At 71.0% G+C, this 17,001-nt stretch carries 10 protein-coding genes; 4 read left to right on the forward strand and 6 right to left on the reverse strand.

Annotated elements, in window-relative coordinates; genetic code table 11:
* Positions 1–22: 22 nt before the first annotated feature.
* From arfB to recC, 4 genes are read right to left on the reverse strand one after another with little or no spacing between them, the layout of a single operon-like run.
* The gene (gene arfB, locus LGN10_RS04175) at positions 23–427 is read right to left on the reverse strand and encodes an alternative ribosome rescue aminoacyl-tRNA hydrolase ArfB (RefSeq protein ID WP_059573930.1); all 405 of its coding nucleotides are present in this window, start codon (positions 425–427) and stop codon (positions 23–25) included.
* Positions 424–2,730 (reverse strand): AAA family ATPase, encoded by a 2,307-nt coding sequence (locus tag LGN10_RS04180; RefSeq protein ID WP_226221945.1) that lies wholly within the window; start codon positions 2,728–2,730, stop codon positions 424–426. Before LGN10_RS04180 ends, arfB begins: the two co-directional genes overlap by 4 nt.
* On the reverse strand, positions 2,727–6,437 hold the full coding sequence (gene recB, locus LGN10_RS04185; protein ID WP_226221947.1) for an exodeoxyribonuclease V subunit beta: 3,711 nt from the start codon (positions 6,435–6,437) through the stop codon (positions 2,727–2,729). Before recB ends, LGN10_RS04180 begins: the two co-directional genes overlap by 4 nt.
* Positions 6,434–9,772 (reverse strand): exodeoxyribonuclease V subunit gamma, encoded by a 3,339-nt coding sequence (recC, locus tag LGN10_RS04190; RefSeq protein WP_099316235.1) that lies wholly within the window; start codon positions 9,770–9,772, stop codon positions 6,434–6,436. Before recC ends, recB begins: the two co-directional genes overlap by 4 nt.
* A 182-nt stretch (positions 9,773–9,954) precedes the next feature.
* On the opposite strand from recC, the gene LGN10_RS04195 reads away from it, so the two are divergent.
* Complete coding sequence (locus LGN10_RS04195; RefSeq protein WP_226221949.1) at positions 9,955–12,246, forward strand: FUSC family protein; 2,292 nt, start codon at positions 9,955–9,957, stop codon at positions 12,244–12,246.
* Between the two features lie 207 nt (positions 12,247–12,453).
* On the opposite strand, the gene LGN10_RS04200 is transcribed toward LGN10_RS04195, so the two are convergent.
* On the reverse strand, positions 12,454–12,615 hold the full coding sequence (locus LGN10_RS04200) for a hypothetical protein (RefSeq protein ID WP_006476417.1): 162 nt from the start codon (positions 12,613–12,615) through the stop codon (positions 12,454–12,456).
* Between the two features lie 243 nt (positions 12,616–12,858).
* Between LGN10_RS04200 and LGN10_RS04205 the strand changes: the two genes are divergently transcribed.
* The 3 genes from LGN10_RS04205 to LGN10_RS04215 are packed head-to-tail and all read left to right on the forward strand — an operon-like array spanning position 12,859 to position 16,364.
* Positions 12,859–13,902, forward strand: a complete 1,044-nt coding sequence (locus LGN10_RS04205) for a Fe(3+) ABC transporter substrate-binding protein (protein WP_059644079.1) — start codon at positions 12,859–12,861, stop codon at positions 13,900–13,902.
* Positions 13,892–15,586 (forward strand): ABC transporter permease, encoded by a 1,695-nt coding sequence (locus LGN10_RS04210; protein WP_413227133.1) that lies wholly within the window; start codon positions 13,892–13,894, stop codon positions 15,584–15,586. The genes LGN10_RS04205 and LGN10_RS04210 overlap by 11 nt, the downstream gene beginning before the upstream one ends.
* Before the next feature lie 4 nt (positions 15,587–15,590).
* The gene (locus LGN10_RS04215; protein WP_059573938.1) at positions 15,591–16,364 is read left to right on the forward strand and encodes an ABC transporter ATP-binding protein; all 774 of its coding nucleotides are present in this window, start codon (positions 15,591–15,593) and stop codon (positions 16,362–16,364) included.
* A gap of 30 nt (positions 16,365–16,394) precedes the next feature.
* Here the strand turns inward: LGN10_RS04215 and LGN10_RS04220 are convergent, their stop codons facing one another.
* Positions 16,395–16,865, reverse strand: a complete 471-nt coding sequence (locus LGN10_RS04220) for an Lrp/AsnC family transcriptional regulator (protein ID WP_059573939.1) — start codon at positions 16,863–16,865, stop codon at positions 16,395–16,397.
* Positions 16,866–17,001: the final 136 nt, after the last annotated feature.

Here is a 17,001-nt window from a genome sequence, read left to right on the forward strand (position 1 = left end):
ACGAGCACCGGCCCGTCGTTCGTCAGTCGACCACCTTCCCTCGCCCCGACTTCACCACGCTGCGGCGCGACTTGTGTTCGAGCCGCCGTTCTTTCGACGCACGCGTCGGTCGCGTCGCGACCCGCGCACGCGGCGTGTACGCGACGCTGCCGATCAGCGTATCGAGCCGCGCGAGCGCCGCCTCGCGGTTCTTCTCCTGCGTCCGATATTCCTGCGACTTGATCACGACGATGCCGTCGCGCGTGATGCGCTGGTCGGACAGCGCGAGAAGCCGCTCCTTGAGCACCGGCGGCAGCGACGACGCGCGGATGTCGAAGCGCAGATGAATCGCGCTCGACACCTTGTTCACGTTCTGCCCGCCCGCGCCCTGCGCGCGCACGGCGGTCCATTCGACCTCGGCCGGATCGAGCGTGTAGCGGATCATCATCGCGAAACCTCCATGCGGCGCCGGGCGAGCGCCTCGTCGATGCGGGCCGCGAGCCCCGAATCGCGCTGCGTGCGCGTCGCGACTGCCTGCGCCAGCACGCGCCGCGGCCCGATCACCTGCACGCGCGTGCGGGCGCGCGTGACGGCCGTATAAACGAGCTCGCGCGTGAGCACGCGGCCGAACGACGCGGGCAGCACGAGCGCCGCCTCGTCGAATTCCGAGCCCTGCGATTTGTGCACCGTCAGCGCGAACGCCGTCTCGTGCGGCGGCAACGCGGCCGGCGACACCGCGCGCACGGTGCCGTCCGCGCGCCGGAACCACACGCGCAGCACGCCGTGCGCGTCGGGCAGCGCAATGCCGATGTCGCCGTTGAACAGCCCCAGCGCATAGTCGTTGCGCGTGACCATGATCGGCCGCCCGGTGAACCAGTGCGCGCCGACCGCGAGCGGCACGCGCGCCGCGTGCCGTACGTGCGCGGCCACCAGCGCATTGACGTGTTCCGCGCCGCGCGAGCCGCCGCGGGTCGCGCACAGAATCCGGAACCGGTTGAGCGCGTCGAACAGCGGCAGCGGATCGGGCACCGGCGCGGCCAACGCGTCGCGCAATGCGTCGAGATAGGCGCCGAAGCGCCGCGCGAGCCGCTCGACCGTCGACGACGCCAGCGTGTCGCCCGCATCGTCATGAAACGACGCGGCGGCCGAGTCGTCGGCAGGCAGCGCATCGAGCGCCGCCTGCACGTCGCCGCGGCGGATCGCGAGCGACAGCCGCCCGATCGGCGAATCGAGACCGAACCGGTAATTGCGTTCGAGCCACACGACGCAATCCGCGAGCGGTGCCGGAGCGGACGTGCCGGCGGACGCGGCGACGGCTTCGCCGGTCAATGGCGATGCGGCGGCCGTCACCGATGCGAGCACCGCATCGGCCGTGTCGAACGGCGGCAGCTCGACGGTGTCGAGCCACGCGAGTTCGTCGGCCTCGATCCAGGCGGGCGCAGTGCCGTCCGGTACGCCGGCATCGGCCGGTGCCGACTCCGCGCTGGGTGGCGGCGCGATGCCGGGCGACGACGCTTCGTCGTCCTGCGGTTCGTCGTCGAAGAGCGACGCCTGTCGCGCATCGACTTTCGGCCGAGCCGCCGGCTTGCGTGAAACGGGTACGGACGCCGATGGCGACGCCGAAGCCCGGGCGGAAGCGGAAACCGGATGCGCGGCCGGAACCGCGGCCGGCGCGGCTTCGTCCGGCACCGGCAACGCCGCGACGAACGCCGCCTCGTCGATGCCCAGCGCCTGCGCGATGCGCGCGCGCGCCGCGGCCGTGAACGCGGGCCGCGCGCTCAGCTCCGCGAATACGGCGCCGGCCTCGACCGCGGCCAGTTGATCCTTGTCGCCCAGCAACACGAGCCGCGCGCCCGGCGCGAGCGCGTCGAGCAGATGCGCGGCGAGCGCGACGTCGATCATCGACGCCTCGTCGACGACGATCAGATCGTACGGCAACGGATTGTCGCGATGATGCCGGAAACCGCCTGCTCCACCGCCGCCCAGCAGCCGATGCAGTGTGTACGACGTGTCGGGCAGGCGCGCGGCGAGTTCCGGCGGCAGATCGCCGGCGCGCGCGTGCAGCGCCTCCTGCATCCGCTGTGCGGCCTTGCCGGTCGGTGCGGCCAGCGCGATGCGCAGCCCCGGGTGCGCGTCGAGCAGACAGGCGAGCACGCCGACGACGGTCGTCGTCTTGCCCGTGCCCGGCCCGCCGCTGACGATCGTCACGCGGCCCGTCAGCGCGACGATCGCCGCGACGCGCTGCCAGTCGACTTCGCCGGTGGCGGGCCCGAAGTAACGGGCGAGACTGTCGCGCAACCGGTCGGGCGACAGGCGTTCGTCCGGCGCGGCGACGCCGGCCTGCGCGACGAGCGCATCGGCGAGCCGCCGTTCGTAATCGAAATAGCGCGACAGGTACAGGTGATCGAGCCGGTCGACGATCAGCGGCCGCTCGTCGCCGCGCGCGAGCGTGCCGAACGCGACCACGCCGCTTGCGGCCAGCGCCGCACGGACCTCGTCGAGCGGCGCTTCGTAGCGCTGCGCGAGCGCGCCAAGCGCGACGCACACGTGGCCGCCGGCGGTCGCGCGGCTCGTCGCGAACGCGGCGCGCGCCGCCCAGCGTGCCGATGCGGGCGGCGCACCGGCACGCCGCGCGAGGTCGCCGATGCGGCGCGCGAAGCCTTCCGCGAGCGCGATGCCGAAATCGGCCGGCTCGGGCAGCCGCGCGACGAGGCCGCCGGTGAATTCGAGCATGTCGTCGGACGCGGTCATGCGCGGCTCCCTTCCATCATCCGGTCGAGTGCGTCGACGAGCGCGCGCGCGGGCCGCCGCGCATGCACGCCGGCCGGCTCGCCGCCGCTGCGCCAGCCGGGCCGCACGCCGCGCACGAACAGGTACAGGTAACCGGCGATGTGCGTGTCGTAGTCGTAATCGGGCAGGCGGCCACGCAGGTAACGGTGCAGCGCGACCGTATAGAGCAGCGCCTGCAGGTGATACGCGTGATCGGCCATCGCGACGTCGAGCGCGCGCGGGCCGTAGGCATCCGGCGTCGTGCCGAGGTAATTCGACTTCCAGTCGACGATCCAGAAACGGCCGTCGTGTTCGACGATCATGTCGATGAAACCCTTGATGAAACCGGCGAGCGTGCCCGCCTCCAGTGCAACGTCCGGATAGCCGTGCGCGACCAGCAGCCGGCGTAGCGCCGTCAGATCGAGCGACGGCGCCGGAAACAGGAAGCCCATTTCGTCGAGCCGCTTCGCCGGATCGAGATCGGCAAGCCGCATGCCCGGCACGAGCTCGGTGTGCACGACGTCGTCGACGAGCCGCGCCATCATCGCCGGCAGGCGCGCCGCAAGCTCCGGCTCGGCCTCGACCGGCCGGTCGTGCAGCGCGCCGAGCGCGGCGGTGTGCCACGATTCGGGCTCGGTGAACCGGCTGAGCTCGAACAGGCGGTGCAGGCATTCGCCGGCCGCCGCGCCGCGCGGGAACATGAGGATGTCGTCGTCCGGCGGGCCGGCCGCGGCCGTATCGGCCAGTATCGGTTCGCCGTCGGGCGTCACCGCCGCAAGCGCATCGTGATCGGGCCGCAGTTCGTCGTCGGGCACGGCCGCGACGCCCACCACCTCCTCCCGCGCCATCGACGCGGTCAGCGAGCTGAAGCTCGCCATCCGCCACGCATCGCGCAGCACGCGTGTCGCATGGCGCGCCGCGAGCGTCTGCGACGCGTCGTGCCCGGCTTCGAGACGCTCGCGGCGCGCAGGCACCGGCAGCGGCGCGACGCTCACGGGGCCGCCCGCGAGCGCGTGCCACGCCGCGTCGAGCGCGGCTTCGTCGGGCGGCTCGTCGAGCCACGCATCGAACGCATGACCGGCCCCCGCGACGAGCCAGTTGAGCACGCTGCGCCGCGCTTCGCGCGTCGAGCGCGACGACAGGTAGGGCCCGGCGACGACATAGCAGCGATAGACCGCGCGCGTGAGCGCCACGTAGACGAGCCGCGCGCGTTCCGCGGCCTGCTCGCGCAGCGCCTGCCGCGCCGCGTGCGCGGCCGCTTCGTCGTCGCATCCGTAATGCAGCACCGCATCGCCCGCCTCGTCGTGATACTCGCGCGCATCGGGCAACGCGGACGACGGCGGCTCGCGCAGCCCGCCGTCGTTCAGGAACGGACAGAACACGATCGCGTATTCGAGCCCCTTCGACTTGTGCACCGTGACGATCTGCACGAGATTGCGATCGGATTCGAGCCGCAGTTGCGCTTCCTCGCCGCCGCCGTCGAGCCGTTGCGCGGCGAGCCAGCGCAGCGTCGGCGCGATGCCCGGCTGCGCGGATGCACGGGCCTGCGTCAACTCGGCCAGATGGTTGATGTCGGTCACGCGGCGCTCGCCGTCCGCACCGGCCATCAGCCGCTCGGCGATCCGCAGCTCGCGCGTGAACGTGCGCCACATCACCGCGAAACCGCGTTCGCGCCACAGCAGCCGATACCGCGAGAAGCGCTCGACCCAGCTCATCGCGTCGGCACCGTCGGCCGCCGGCGCGCCGGGTGGCGCACCGCCGTCGCCCTGCTCCATACGCCACAGCGCGCCGGCATCGAGCCCGAACCAGTCGGACGCGAGCGCCGCGCGCAGGCGCCGCAGGTCGCCCGGCGCATCGATCGCCGCCAGCACGCGTTCGAGCTGCTCGGCATCGCCGGTCGAGAACACCGACGCCTGCGCCAGCTCGACGCTGCCGATGCCCCACGTCGCGAGCACGCGCTTCACGAGGCTGCCCTGCCGGTGCGTCTGCACGAGCACCGCGATGTCGCCCGGCGACAACGGCGTGTCTCCCAACCGCACGCGCCCTTCACGCGCGCCGCGCATCAGCCGCGCGATCTCGGCCGCGCACGCCTGGGCGGCCTGCGCCTGCGCATCGCGCTTGAGCAGCGTGCGTTCGCCGCCCGGCAGCGCCCACACCCGGAAATCGCCGGCAGGGCCCGGATCGGTTTCGTCGACGAACGGCGCACGCACGCGCGTGCCGGCGCGCACCGCGTAATAGTCGAGCCCGTCGAGCACGAACGCGCGCGGATTCGACATGAACAAGCGGTTGCACGCGTCGACGATCGCGGGCGTCGAGCGCTGGTTGACCGCGAGCGTGTAGCACGCGCTCGCCCGTGCGCGCGCGGCGAGATAGGTATGCAGATCGGCCGCGCGGAAACTGTAGATCGCCTGCTTCGGATCGCCGACGAGGAACAGCGGGCCGCCCGGCGCGAAGATCCGGTCGAAGATCGCGAACTGCAGCGGATCGGTATCCTGAAACTCGTCGATCAGCGCGGCCGGATAGCGTGCGCGCAGCGCCTCGGCGAGCCACGGATGCGCGTGCAGCGCGTGATACAGGTTCGCGAGCAGATCGTCGAACGACACGACGCGCCGCGTGCGCTTGCGCTCGGCCAGCTCGCGCGGCGCCATGTCGAGCCATTCGGCGATCAGCGCGAGCCAGCGCGCGCGCTGCGTGGCCTCGGCCGCGGCCACGGCGGCCTCGAGCGCGTCGGCCACGTCGAAGAACGCGTGGGCGGGCGTCGCACCGCCTTTTTTCGTCGCCTTGGTCAGTGCGGTTTGCGTGAGCTTCAGCGCGGCTTTCGGCAGCGCGGCCGTCGCGTCGCCCTGCGCGAAATGCGCCGCCCACGCGGCGAGCGCATCGGCGAGCGCGTCGGGCTTGTGCGAGCGCTGATTGAGCGCGGGCTGCGCGGCGCGCAGCAGCGCATCGATCGCGTCGCGCTCGGCCGCCCACATCCGCGCGGCCTCCGCGAAGCATTCGGCCGCGGCCGCTTCGGCCGATTCGTCCGGCTCGGTCACGCCATCCCAGCGCAGCGCGGCAAGCGGCTTCTTCAGCCGGCGTGCGAGCTGCGCATCGAGCGCGGCCGGGCCGGCGCCCGATTCGACGAGCCACGTCGCGAAGCCCGGCCAGCGCGCGGCCGCCGGTTCGACACGCGTGCGCCAGAAATCCGCCGCGAGTTCGAAGCGCAGCGACGCATCGTCGGCCTCCATGTCGAACGCGAACGGCATCGCCGCCGCGAACGGCGCTTCCTGCAGCGCGCGCTGGCAGAACGCGTGGATCGTATGGATCGCCGCCTGGTCGAACGCGCGCAGCGCACGCCGGATCCGCTTCACGGCCGTCTCGGGATCGAGCGCGCCGTCGTCGCCGAGCGTGGTCTCCAGCAGGCGCGCGATGAACGGATCGCCGCCGTCGTCGCCCGTGTCGAGCGCATGCGCGAGCTGCGCGAGCCGGCCGCGAATCCGCTCGTGCAACTCGGCCGTCGCCGCTTTCGTGAACGTCACGACGAGGATCTCGTCCGCGCCGAGATCCTTTTCGAGCAGCAGGCGCACGTACAACGCGCAGATATTCCAGGTCTTGCCGGTGCCGGCCGACGCCTCGATCTGGTTGACGCCGTCGAGCGGGCACGCGAATACGTCCAGTTCGAGCGCCTGCTGCTGCGCCCCGGCGCTCATGCGACCTCCTTCAGATGCTCGACGAGCGGCTCGAACACGAGCCGCGCGAGCGTGCCGAACGGCTCGTCGAGCGACGGATGCGCGCCGCGCCACGCGATCGCGATGGCCGGATCGTCGGCTTCGCTCACGACCCGCTCGTTGATCCACACGCTCGCGGCCTTGGCCTCGCCGTCGGACACCCGCGCCCATGCACTGCGCGGGAAAAACCGCAGCGGCATGCGCCGCCCCGCGCGGAACAGCGCGGCCAGCGGCGCGAGCCGTTCGAGCGGCGCCGCGACGGGCGTCAGCTCGAACGCGCCGCCGCTGCCGAACCACAGCGTGCGGCACGGGCCGCCCGGCTCGATCGCGCAGTAGACGAGATGCGCGAGCCATGCGGACAGGTAGTCGCGCGCGCTCGGCCGCGCATAGCGGTAGATGACCTGGCCGGCCGGTGTCAACCGGTTCAGCGTGCCGTGCAACTCGAGCGCCGCGCTCACCGCGTCGGCCGCCAGCATCGCGTCGTCGGCGCCGAACAGCGCCTGCTCGGTGTCGGGCCATTTCGGCACGACGGCGAGCGAGAACGGCCGCCGCTCGATGCCGCCGGCCAGCGCACCGCGCACGTTCGACGCAAGCTGCGTCATCGAGCCGAGCGCCTGGTCGCGCCACACCGCGCCCGTCGCGCCGCCGGGCAGTTCGGGGCTCGCGTCCGCGATGCGCAGCGCGTGATCGTGCACGCCGCCCTCGCCCGCTTCGATCAGGAGCGGCAGCACGCGCTCGGCAAGCGCGTCGCTGCCGGCAAAGTCCAGCGCGAACGGCTCGGTATCGAGCAGTTCGGCCTGCGCGTCCGCCAGCACGATGCCGAGCCGGCCGCGCAGCAACGCGCGCGCCGGATGCCGCCAGAAACGTTCGAATTCGCTGAACGCGACGGGCTCGACCGGCTCGGCCGGCAGCGGCTGCGCGAAGAACGGCTGCTCGCGCGGCCCGCCGCGCGACGCTTCGGCGGCCAGCAGCGACGCAAGCGTCGCCCGCTCGGCGTCGTACGAAACGAGTTCGCTGCCGGGCTGGAAATACGCGGCCGCGAACGGCTGCAGCGGATGCTCGACGATGAACGCGCGCCGCGCGGCATCGACCGCATCCGGTGCGGCGCCGGGCCCCGCCGTGACGATCGCCAGATGATCGAGTAACTCGTCGACGAGCGCCGCGGGCGGCAACGGCGCATTGTCGCGGATGCTGCGGCCCGTATAGGCGATCAGCAACCGGTCGCGGGCAGCCAGCAGCAGGTCGAGAAACAGATTGCGCTCGTCGTCGCGGCGCTGCCGGTCGCCCAGCTTCGGCAGCACGGCCATCAGGTCGAACTCGTCCGCGCGCGCGAGGCTCGGCAGCACGCCGTCGTCCATCCCGAGCAGGCAAACGATGCGATACGGCAGCCCGCGCAAGCTCGTGAGCGACGAGAACGTGACGCCGCCCCACGGCACCCCGCCGCGGGCCGGATCGTCGAGCGCCGCGGTGAGCCCCGCGCGGACGACGGCCGCGGGCAGCGCCTCGTCGGGCGCGCCTTCCGTCATCGCGGCCAGCATCGCGTCGAGCGCGTCGCGCACGCCGGCCAGCGCGTCGGCATACGCGGCGCCCGAATCGAAGAAGCGCGCGAGCGTGTCGGCGAACAGCTCGCTCCAGCCGCGCGGCGTGTGCGACTGCGCGAGCCGCCGCGCGAAGCCGTCGAGATCGTCGGTGAAGCGTGCGAGCCGGCCGAGCAGTTCGGCCTCGCTGCCCGTGGCCGCCTCGATCGGCAGCCATGCGCCGATCGGCGCCGCGCCTTCGGGCATCGCATAGCCGAGAAAGAGCCGCGCGAGCGCATCGGAAAACGTATGGCGCGGCGCGGGCACGGCCGCGTCGTCGCTCGCGCGCGGCGACAGCCCGCGCCGTGCGCCGGCGGCCGCGAGCCAGGTCTGCACCGTTTCGAGCGCGGCCGCGTCGATGTCGTAGCGCGCGGCCACCGCATCCACGCGCAGCCATTCGACCAGCTCCGGCGCGCCGACCTGCCGCTCGGGCAACGCGAGCCAGTCGAGCAGCACGCGCGCGACCGGGTTCGCCTGCGACGGCGGCAGGCCGGTGATCCGGTACGGCACCCGCGCGCCGCCGGCGCCTGCGGTGCCGAACACCGCGTCGATCAACGGCCCGGCCGCGGCAAGATCGGCGACCGCGACGAGCACGTCGGACGGCTGCAGGCTCGCATCGGCGTCGAACCACGCGAGCAGCCGGTCGTGCAGCACCTCGAGCTGGCGCGCGAGGCTGTGGCACACATGCACCTCGATCCCGCGCTCGAGCGGCGTGCCGCCGATGTCGGCCTCCGGCTGCAGTTCGAGGATCGCGTTCTGCACGCGCGCGAGCCACGTCGGTGCGGGATTCTCGACGAAACGCGACGCATCGCCCGACGCCGCGCTTTCAGTCAGCTCGTGCAGCATGTGCAGTTGCGCCTGCGTCTGCCTGCCCCATTCGGCGAGCAGCGGATGGCCGACTTCCTGGTAGTCGCGCCGCCCGGCCGCATCGAGCGCCTCGGCGTGCGCGGCGGTCACGATGTCGAACCAGAATTCGCGGCACGGGTTCAGCGCGTAGACGCGCACGTCGATCCAGCGCGACAGTTCGCGCAGCAGCGCGACGTGCAGCGGAGGCATCGTCGGCAGCGCGAACACGCTGACCGATTCGGGCCAGTCGGCGCGCGCGACCGTATCGGCATCGAGATGGCGCGCCTCGACGAGGAAACGGTGCGCCGGCGGCGTGCCGCTGTCGCTCAGCTCGGCGAGCAGCGCGCGCCACAGCGCGGCCTGCCAGCGCTCGTCGTCGCGCGCGGCGTCGCTGATCCCGCGCGGCGCGGCGTCGCCCGCGAGCACCGACTCGCCGGCCTGCCACGCGGCCAGCCATTCGGGGCGGTAGGTCAGGTAGTGATCGAGCACGGCCGCGACGCGATGGGCCAGCTCGTAGCGCATCGCATCGTCGGAGGCCGACAGATACGCGGCCAGCCGCGGCGACGCGAGCCACGGCGCGTCGCCTGCCGCCTGCGCGAACAGCCGGTAGCAGCGCCACACGAGCCGGTCGGGCGCGAACGGCGAACGCGCGGGCACCGCCAGCACGCGGCCGATCTGCGCCCACAGCCACTGCGCGAGATACGTGAACTCGACGTTCGCGCACACGCCGTTGCGCGCGGCGATGTCGAGCTCGAGGCGGCGGCGCAGCGCCGCGCTCGGCACGATGACCTGTTGCGGCGCCCACGGGCCGTTACGGGCCGGGAACGCGGCCAGATCCTCGAGCAGCGCGTCGGCCAGCGTTTCGTGACGGTTCGAATAGAAAAGATGGAGCATGAAGCGGGCGTCGGAACCTCGGACCGGCGGGGCCGGGCGAACAGGATCACCAAGGATAGCAAATGGGCCGCCGCCGCGAACCTCGGCCGGAAAGCCAGCTTTTGCGAACCGCGAAATACGATAGACTCGTCGCCAGTCAATACGCCGCCCCCGGGCGTCTTCGTCTGCCATTCAGCCCATCGATGCGCTATTCGGTCGAAATCAGAAAGTTTTTCTACAGCCAGTACTTTTTCGGCGGCCTGCGCATCGCGGTCGGCGTGTCGCTGCCGGCCGTGTTGTGCCTGATCGTGTTTCACAACCGCGAGCTCGGCTTCACGATCTCGACGGGCGCGCTCGGCGCGTGCGTCGTCGACATGCCGGGCCCGCTCAAGTACAAGCACAACGAAATGCTCGCGTGCAGCGTGATCGGTTTCCTGGCGGCGCTCGCCACCGGCCTCGCGACACCGAACATCTTCGCGCTGTGGCTCACGATCGTGCCGCTCACGTTCGTGCTGTCGCTGATCGTCGTCTACGGCAACCGCTGGCCGCAGATCAGCTTCGCGACGCTGTTCATGATGGTGATGACGCTCGAGGAGAAGTTCACGCCGCTGCAGGCGTTCGTCAACGCCGGCTGGATTCTCGCGGGCGGCCTCTGGTACACGTACTGGGCCACGCTCGTGTCGCAGTGGCAGGCGCGCCGGATCGAGCAGCAGGCGCTGGCCGAAAGCCTGTTCGCCTGCGCCGACTATCTGCTCGCGCGCGCGCAGTTCTACGATCTCGACGCCGATCTCGACGAGTGCTACCGCAATCTCGTCGCCCGGCAGATCACCGCGGTCGAAACGCAGGAAACCGCGCGCGACATCGTGCTGCGCAACCTGCCGAAGCTGCGGCGCGGCAAGCTCGATCCCGGCCGCACGACGATGTACAACCTGTTCATCAACAGCGTCGATCTGCACGAGCTGTTCGTCGGCGCGCACACCGACTACCCGCTCGTGCGCAACACGTTCGGCGGAACGGACCTGATCATCTTCTACCGCGACCTGATCCGCAAGGCCGCGGCCGATCTCGAGGAGGTCGGCCTCGCGGTGCTCGAAAACCGCGCGCCGCATTCGCACATCAGCGTGAAGGCCGAGCTGCGCGCGATCGAGTACGAGATCGAGCTGATGCGCAAGAAGAACTTCGCGGCCACCCACGCGGAAGCCTATGCGGCCGTGGTCGCGACGTTCCGGCGCATCTGGAGCGCGACGCGCCTGATCGACCGGATGCGCCGCAACCTGTCGGGCCGCGCCGATCCGCAGCAAACCGAACTGAAGATCGACAAGGCGCTCACGCGCTTCCTGCAGCGCCGCCGCCTGTCGCCGCTGCTGATCTTCTCGAACCTGAACATGCGTTCGCCGAGCTTTCGCCACGCGCTGCGCGTGACGATCGCCGTGGCGGTCGGCTTCTGGATCGGGCGCCTGCTGCCGCTCACCAACGCATACTGGATCGTGATGACGACCATCATCATCCTGAAGCCCGGCTACTCGCTGACCAAGCAGCGCAACGCGGCGCGTATCGTCGGGACGCTGATCGGCTGCGCGGCGAGCGTCGCGCTGATCTACACGGTGAAGGACACGCACCTGCTGATCGCGATCATGTTCGGGTCGATGATGATGAGCTACAGCCTGCTGCTGTTCAACTATGCGGCGAGTGTCGTGTTCACGTCGTCGTACGTGCTGCTGATGTTCCACCTGCTCGCGCCGGGCAGCATGCGGATCATCGGCGAGCGCGCGATCGACACGGTGGTGGGCTGCATGATCGCGATCGCCGCGAGCCGGCTGTTCCCGTACTGGGAATACCGGCTGATGGGCAAGCTCGTCACCGACATGCTGAGCTCCACCCGCAAGTATTTCGAGGCCGTGTGGCGCGCCGGGCGCGGCATGTCGCCGCCGACGGTGCCAGCCGCCGACGGTGCCGCCGTCGTCGCGGGCGTCGCCGCGGCGATCGAATCTCCGGCGGCCAGCCTCGACGACGACTACCGCTACCGGCTCGCCCGCAAGGACGTGCACATCGCGTTCGCGAACCTCGGGCAGGCGTTCCAGCGGATGATGATCGAGCCGAAGGCGCACCAGCGCTTCGTGCCCGAACTGAACGACCTGCTCGTGCAGACGCACGTGCTCGGCGCGCAGATCACGGCTGCGGCGCCGCTGATCCGCAGCGCGTGCGCGGCCGACGGCGGGCTCGTGCACGACGACGCGCTGCAGCGCGGCCTGGCCGCCGTGCTCGACAATCTCGAGAAGGCCGAAGCCGGCGAGCCGCCGCCGGCCGACCAGCTCGAAGCGTCGAAGCAGATCACGCGCGATCTCGATGCGATGGTCGTGTCCGCGGAAAGATCCGCTGCGGTCGGCGCCGAGCTCACGCACGACCTGAAGGTGCTCGCGCACCAGTGCAAGCAGATGCTCGCGTCGTCGCTGCTGATCCGCAAGGACGCGAGCGTGATCCGCCTGCCCGCCTGAGCGCGGATGTCCGTGTTCTACGCGCGGATCCGCCCGAAATTCGCGCCCGCGTCACGTTGACGCACGGCCGACCTGTCGATACGGCGCGCCGGTTTCGGCGCGCCTTCCGCTGACCCGGTTCCGCACGGCGCCCGTCGCACCGGAAGCCGCGAATCGACGCCGTTTGCCTGCCGCGCGCGCGACCCGAGCGGGCCGCGCACCGGCACGTCAGTGCGACGCCGCGCTCGCGGCCTCGGCCGGATGGGCCTCGTCGTACGCGTGCTTCTGCGAAATCGCGTTGTACAGGATCGTCCCGATCACGAGCAGCACGGCCACGACGATCAGGATGCTCACGTTGCGGACAGGGTTCTTCTTGCGCTGATCGTTCATGGTCGGTGCCGCTCCGTCAAATTCCTCGAAGCGGGCATTCTACGCGCTTGCGCCCGCGCCGGGCCGCCCCGTTCGCCGGTCTCCGTCCCCGGCTTCTCCCCTGCTTTCCACAAGCTTTCGTTTGTTAATCATTCCCATTTCGATTTAGAATCCAGAATCTTTCACTTTGTAATGTTCCGGGTCGCTCGGGCGGCAGGCGCGCCCCGGAACGCTCCCTCGTCCACCTGCCCCACCGGAGTCTCCATGTCGAATCCGCGCACCCGCCTGCTGCCGCTCGCCGGCGCCCTCGTCCTGGCCGCGGCCGCCTTCGCGCCGCTTGCCCAGGCAGCCGAGGAAGTGAGCCTGTACACCACCCGCGAGCCGAAGCTGATCCAGCCGCTCATCGACGCGTTCACGAAGCAGAGCGGCGTCAAGGTCAACACGGTGTTCGTGAAGGATGGCCTGCTCGAGCGCGTGAAGGCGGAAGGCGCGCAATCGCCGGCCGACGTGCTGATGACGGTCGACGTCGGCAACCTGCTCGACCTCGTCGACGGCGGCGTCACGCAGCCGGTGCGCTCGAAGGCGCTCGACGATGCGATTCCCGCGAACCTGCGCGGCGCGAACGGCGACTGGTACGCACTGTCGCTGCGCGACCGCGTGCTGTACGTCGAAAAGGACCTGAAGGTCGATGCGTTCCGCTACGAGGATCTCGCCGATCCGAAATGGAAGGGCAAGGTCTGCATCCGGTCGGGCCAGCATCCGTACAACACGGCGCTCGTCGCGGCGATGATCGCGCATGACGGCGAAGCCGCGACCGAAAAATGGCTGCGCGGCGTGAAGGCCAACCTCGCGCGCAAGGCGACGGGCGGCGACCGCGACGTCGCGCGCGACATCCTCGGCGGCATCTGCGACGTCGGCCTCGCGAACGCCTACTACGTCGGCCACATGAAGAATGCGGAACCCGGCAGCGATGCGCGCAAGTGGGGCGACGCGATCAAGGTCGTGCGTCCGACGTTCGCGAATACGAAGAGCGGCGGCACGCACGTGAACATCAGCGGCGCGACGGTCGCGAAGCACGCGCCGCACAAGGCCAATGCGGTGAAGCTGCTGGAATACCTGGTGTCGCCGGAAGCGCAGGCGCTGTATGCGCAGGCGAACTACGAATACCCGGTGCGCGCGAACGTGAAGCTCGACCCGGTGATCGCGAGCTTCGGCACGCTGAAGGTCGACCCGCTGCCGCTCGCGGATATCGCGAAGCATCGCAAGCAGGCGAGCCAACTCGTCGACAAGGTCGGCTTTGACAACTGACGCATCGCCTGCCCGCGCGTTGCGCGAGCCGCGCGGTCCGCGTGCGCGCCTGTGGCCGCGCGCGGGCAGCCTGTGGCTGATCGCGGCGCTGGCGATCGCCGCGGCGGTCGCGGCGCCGCTCGCGGTGCTCGTGGCCGCCGCGTTCGACGCCGATCTCGCGCACTGGCGGCATCTCGCCGAATTCGTACTGCCGCAGGCGCTCGTCAACACGCTGCTGCTGCTCGCCGGCGTCGGCACGATCGTGTCGATCGTCGGCACCGGCTGCGCGTGGCTCGTCACCGCGTACGATTTCCCCGGCCGCCGGGTCCTGACCTGGGCGCTGCTGCTGCCGCTCGCGGTCCCCACCTACATCGTCGCGTTCGCGTATCTCGACCTGCTGCATCCGATCGGCCCCGTGCAAGGCGCGATCCGCTGGCTGCTCGGCTTCGACAGCCCGCGCCAGTTCCGCCTGCCCGACCTGCGCTCGTTGCCCGGCGCGATCTTCGTGCTCGGCTTCGTGCTGTATCCGTACGTCTATCTGAGCACGCGCGCGATGTTCGTCACGCAGTCCGCGAGCCTGCTCGAAGCCGCGCGCACGCTCGGCGCCGGCCGCGTCGCGACGTTCTGGCGCGTCGTCGTGCCGCTTGCACGGCCGGCGATCGCGGTCGGCGTGAGCCTCGCGCTGCTCGAAACGCTGAACGATATCGGCGCGTCGGAATTTCTCGGCGTGCAGACGCTGACCGTGTCCGTCTATACGACGTGGATCACGCGCTCCGATCTCGCCGGCGCCGCGCAGATCGCGCTGGCGATGCTCGCGATCGTCGTCGGCATGATCGCGCTGGAACGCTACGGACGCCGCCGCCAGCGCTACGCGCACGGCCGGCGCATGCGGCCGATCGCGCCGCGCCGCCTGACCGGCTCGGCCGCGCTCGCCGCCGCGGTGCTCGGCTGGCTGCCGGTCCTGCTCGGCTTCGGCGCGCCGGCCGCGTACCTCGCGGTCGAAACGGCCAAGCGGCTGCACCTCGTCGGCGGCGTATCCGCGCAATTGATGACGGGGCTCGCGAACACGCTGACGATCGCGAGCGCCGCCACCGCCGCGACGCTCGCGTGCGGGCTCGTCGTCGCGTGGGCCGCCCGCGCGCAGCGCGACAGCGCCCGGGCAGGCCCTGCCCGCCTGTGCGCGCGGATCGCGAGCCTCGGCTACGCGGTGCCGGGCACCGTGCTCGCGATCGGCCTGCTGATGCCGTTCGCGGCGGCCGACCGCCTGTTCGGCGCGGCGCTCGGCCGCGACGCGCTGCTGCTGATGGGCTCGGCCACCGCGCTCGTGATCGCCTATACCGTGCGTTTCCTCGCGATCCCGGCCGGCGGCATCGAGGCCGGCCTCGCGCGCATTCCGCCGTCGCTCGAACAGGCCGCGCGCTCGCTCGGCGAGACGGCGGGCGGCACGCTGCGCCGCGTCCACCTGCCGCTGCTGCGGCCCGCGCTCACGACAAGCGCGCTGCTGGTGTTCGTCGACGCGATGAAGGAATTGCCGGCCACGCTGCTGCTGCGCCCGCTGAACTTCGACACGCTCGCGACCTGGCTGTATGCGGAAGCCGCGCGCGGCACCTATGAAGAAGGCGCGGTCGCCGCGCTCGCGATCGTGCTGGCCGGGCTCGTGCCCGTGATCCTGCTCGCCCGCACCCGCCACAAGATCGGAGCCTGACACCGTGAACCTGCTCGAACTCGACGACCTCTGCGTCGCCTACGACACGCCGCACGGCCGCCGCACCGTGGTCGACGGCCTGAGCCTCGCGCTGCCGCGCGGCGACATCGGCTGCCTGCTCGGCGCGTCCGGCTGCGGCAAGACCACCGTGCTGCGCGCGATCGCCGGCTTCGAGCCCGTGCGCATGGGACGCATCGTGCTGGACGGCACGCCCGTCGCGGCGCCGTCGCTCGACGTGCCGCCGGAGCGGCGGCGCATCGGCATGATGTTCCAGGATTACGCGCTGTTCCCGCACCTGAGCGCGGCCGACAACGTCGCGTTCGGCCTGCGGCGCATGCCGAAGGCCGAACGGCGCCTGCGCGTCGCGGAGATGCTCGACCTCGTCGGCCTCGCCGATTCCGGCGACGCCTATCCGCACGAACTGTCGGGCGGCCAGCAGCAGCGCGTCGCCCTCGCGCGCGCGCTCGCGCCGTCGCCGGAACTGCTGCTGCTCGACGAGCCGTTCTCGAATCTCGACGTCGATACGCGCGAGCGGCTCGCGTTCGAGCTGCGCGACATCCTGAAGCACACGGGTCATACCGCGATCCTGGTCACGCACAACCAGGCGGAAGCGTTCGCGATCGCCGACCGGATCGGCGTGATGAAGGACGGCCACCTTGCGCAATGGGATACGCCGTATGCGCTGCACCATCATCCGGCCAGCCCGTTCGTCGCGGATTTCGTGCGCCGCGACGCGCTGGCCGACGAACGCGCACGCGCGCTGGCGCGCGGCCGATGAAGCGGCGCCGCCGGCGCGGCGGCGCGCCCGTCAGGCGGGCTCGGCCAGATCGCGCACGGGCAGCGCGGTCGAATACTTGATCTGCTCCATCGCGAACGACGAGCTAACGTCGAACAGCGGCACCGTGCGAATCAGTTGCTTGTAGACGCGGTCGTAGTCGTCGATGCCGGCCACCACGACGCGCAGCAGGTAATCGGTCTCGCCGCTCATCCGGTAGACCTCGACCACTTCCGGCATGTCGCGCACCGCCTGCGTGAAGCGCTGCGCCCATTCCTCGGTGTGCTGGTTCGTGCGGATCGCGACGAACACGGTCGTGCCCACGCCGAGCTTGCGCGCATCGCACAGCGCGACCTGCGCACGAATCGCGCCGGTTTCCTTCAGCCGCTGCACGCGCTTCCAGCACGGCGTCTGCGACAGGTTCACGCGCTGGGCCAGCTCCGCGATCGGCAGCGTGGCATCCGTCTGCAGCAGCTCCAGCAGCTTGCGATCGATGGCGTCCATTTCTCCATTCCCTCGTCGATAGAAATTTATTCTATTCATCCTGCCCAACGGGGAACAATATGAAAAGTGTCCGCGCGCGTCGACCAGTGTAAATACCGATCGGCCACGCGCTCGCCGCGCCAAACGAAACAGGCGA

Source organism: Burkholderia sp. AU32262 (assembly GCF_020419985.1).
GTDB classification, from domain to species: domain Bacteria; phylum Pseudomonadota; class Gammaproteobacteria; order Burkholderiales; family Burkholderiaceae; genus Burkholderia; species Burkholderia semiarida.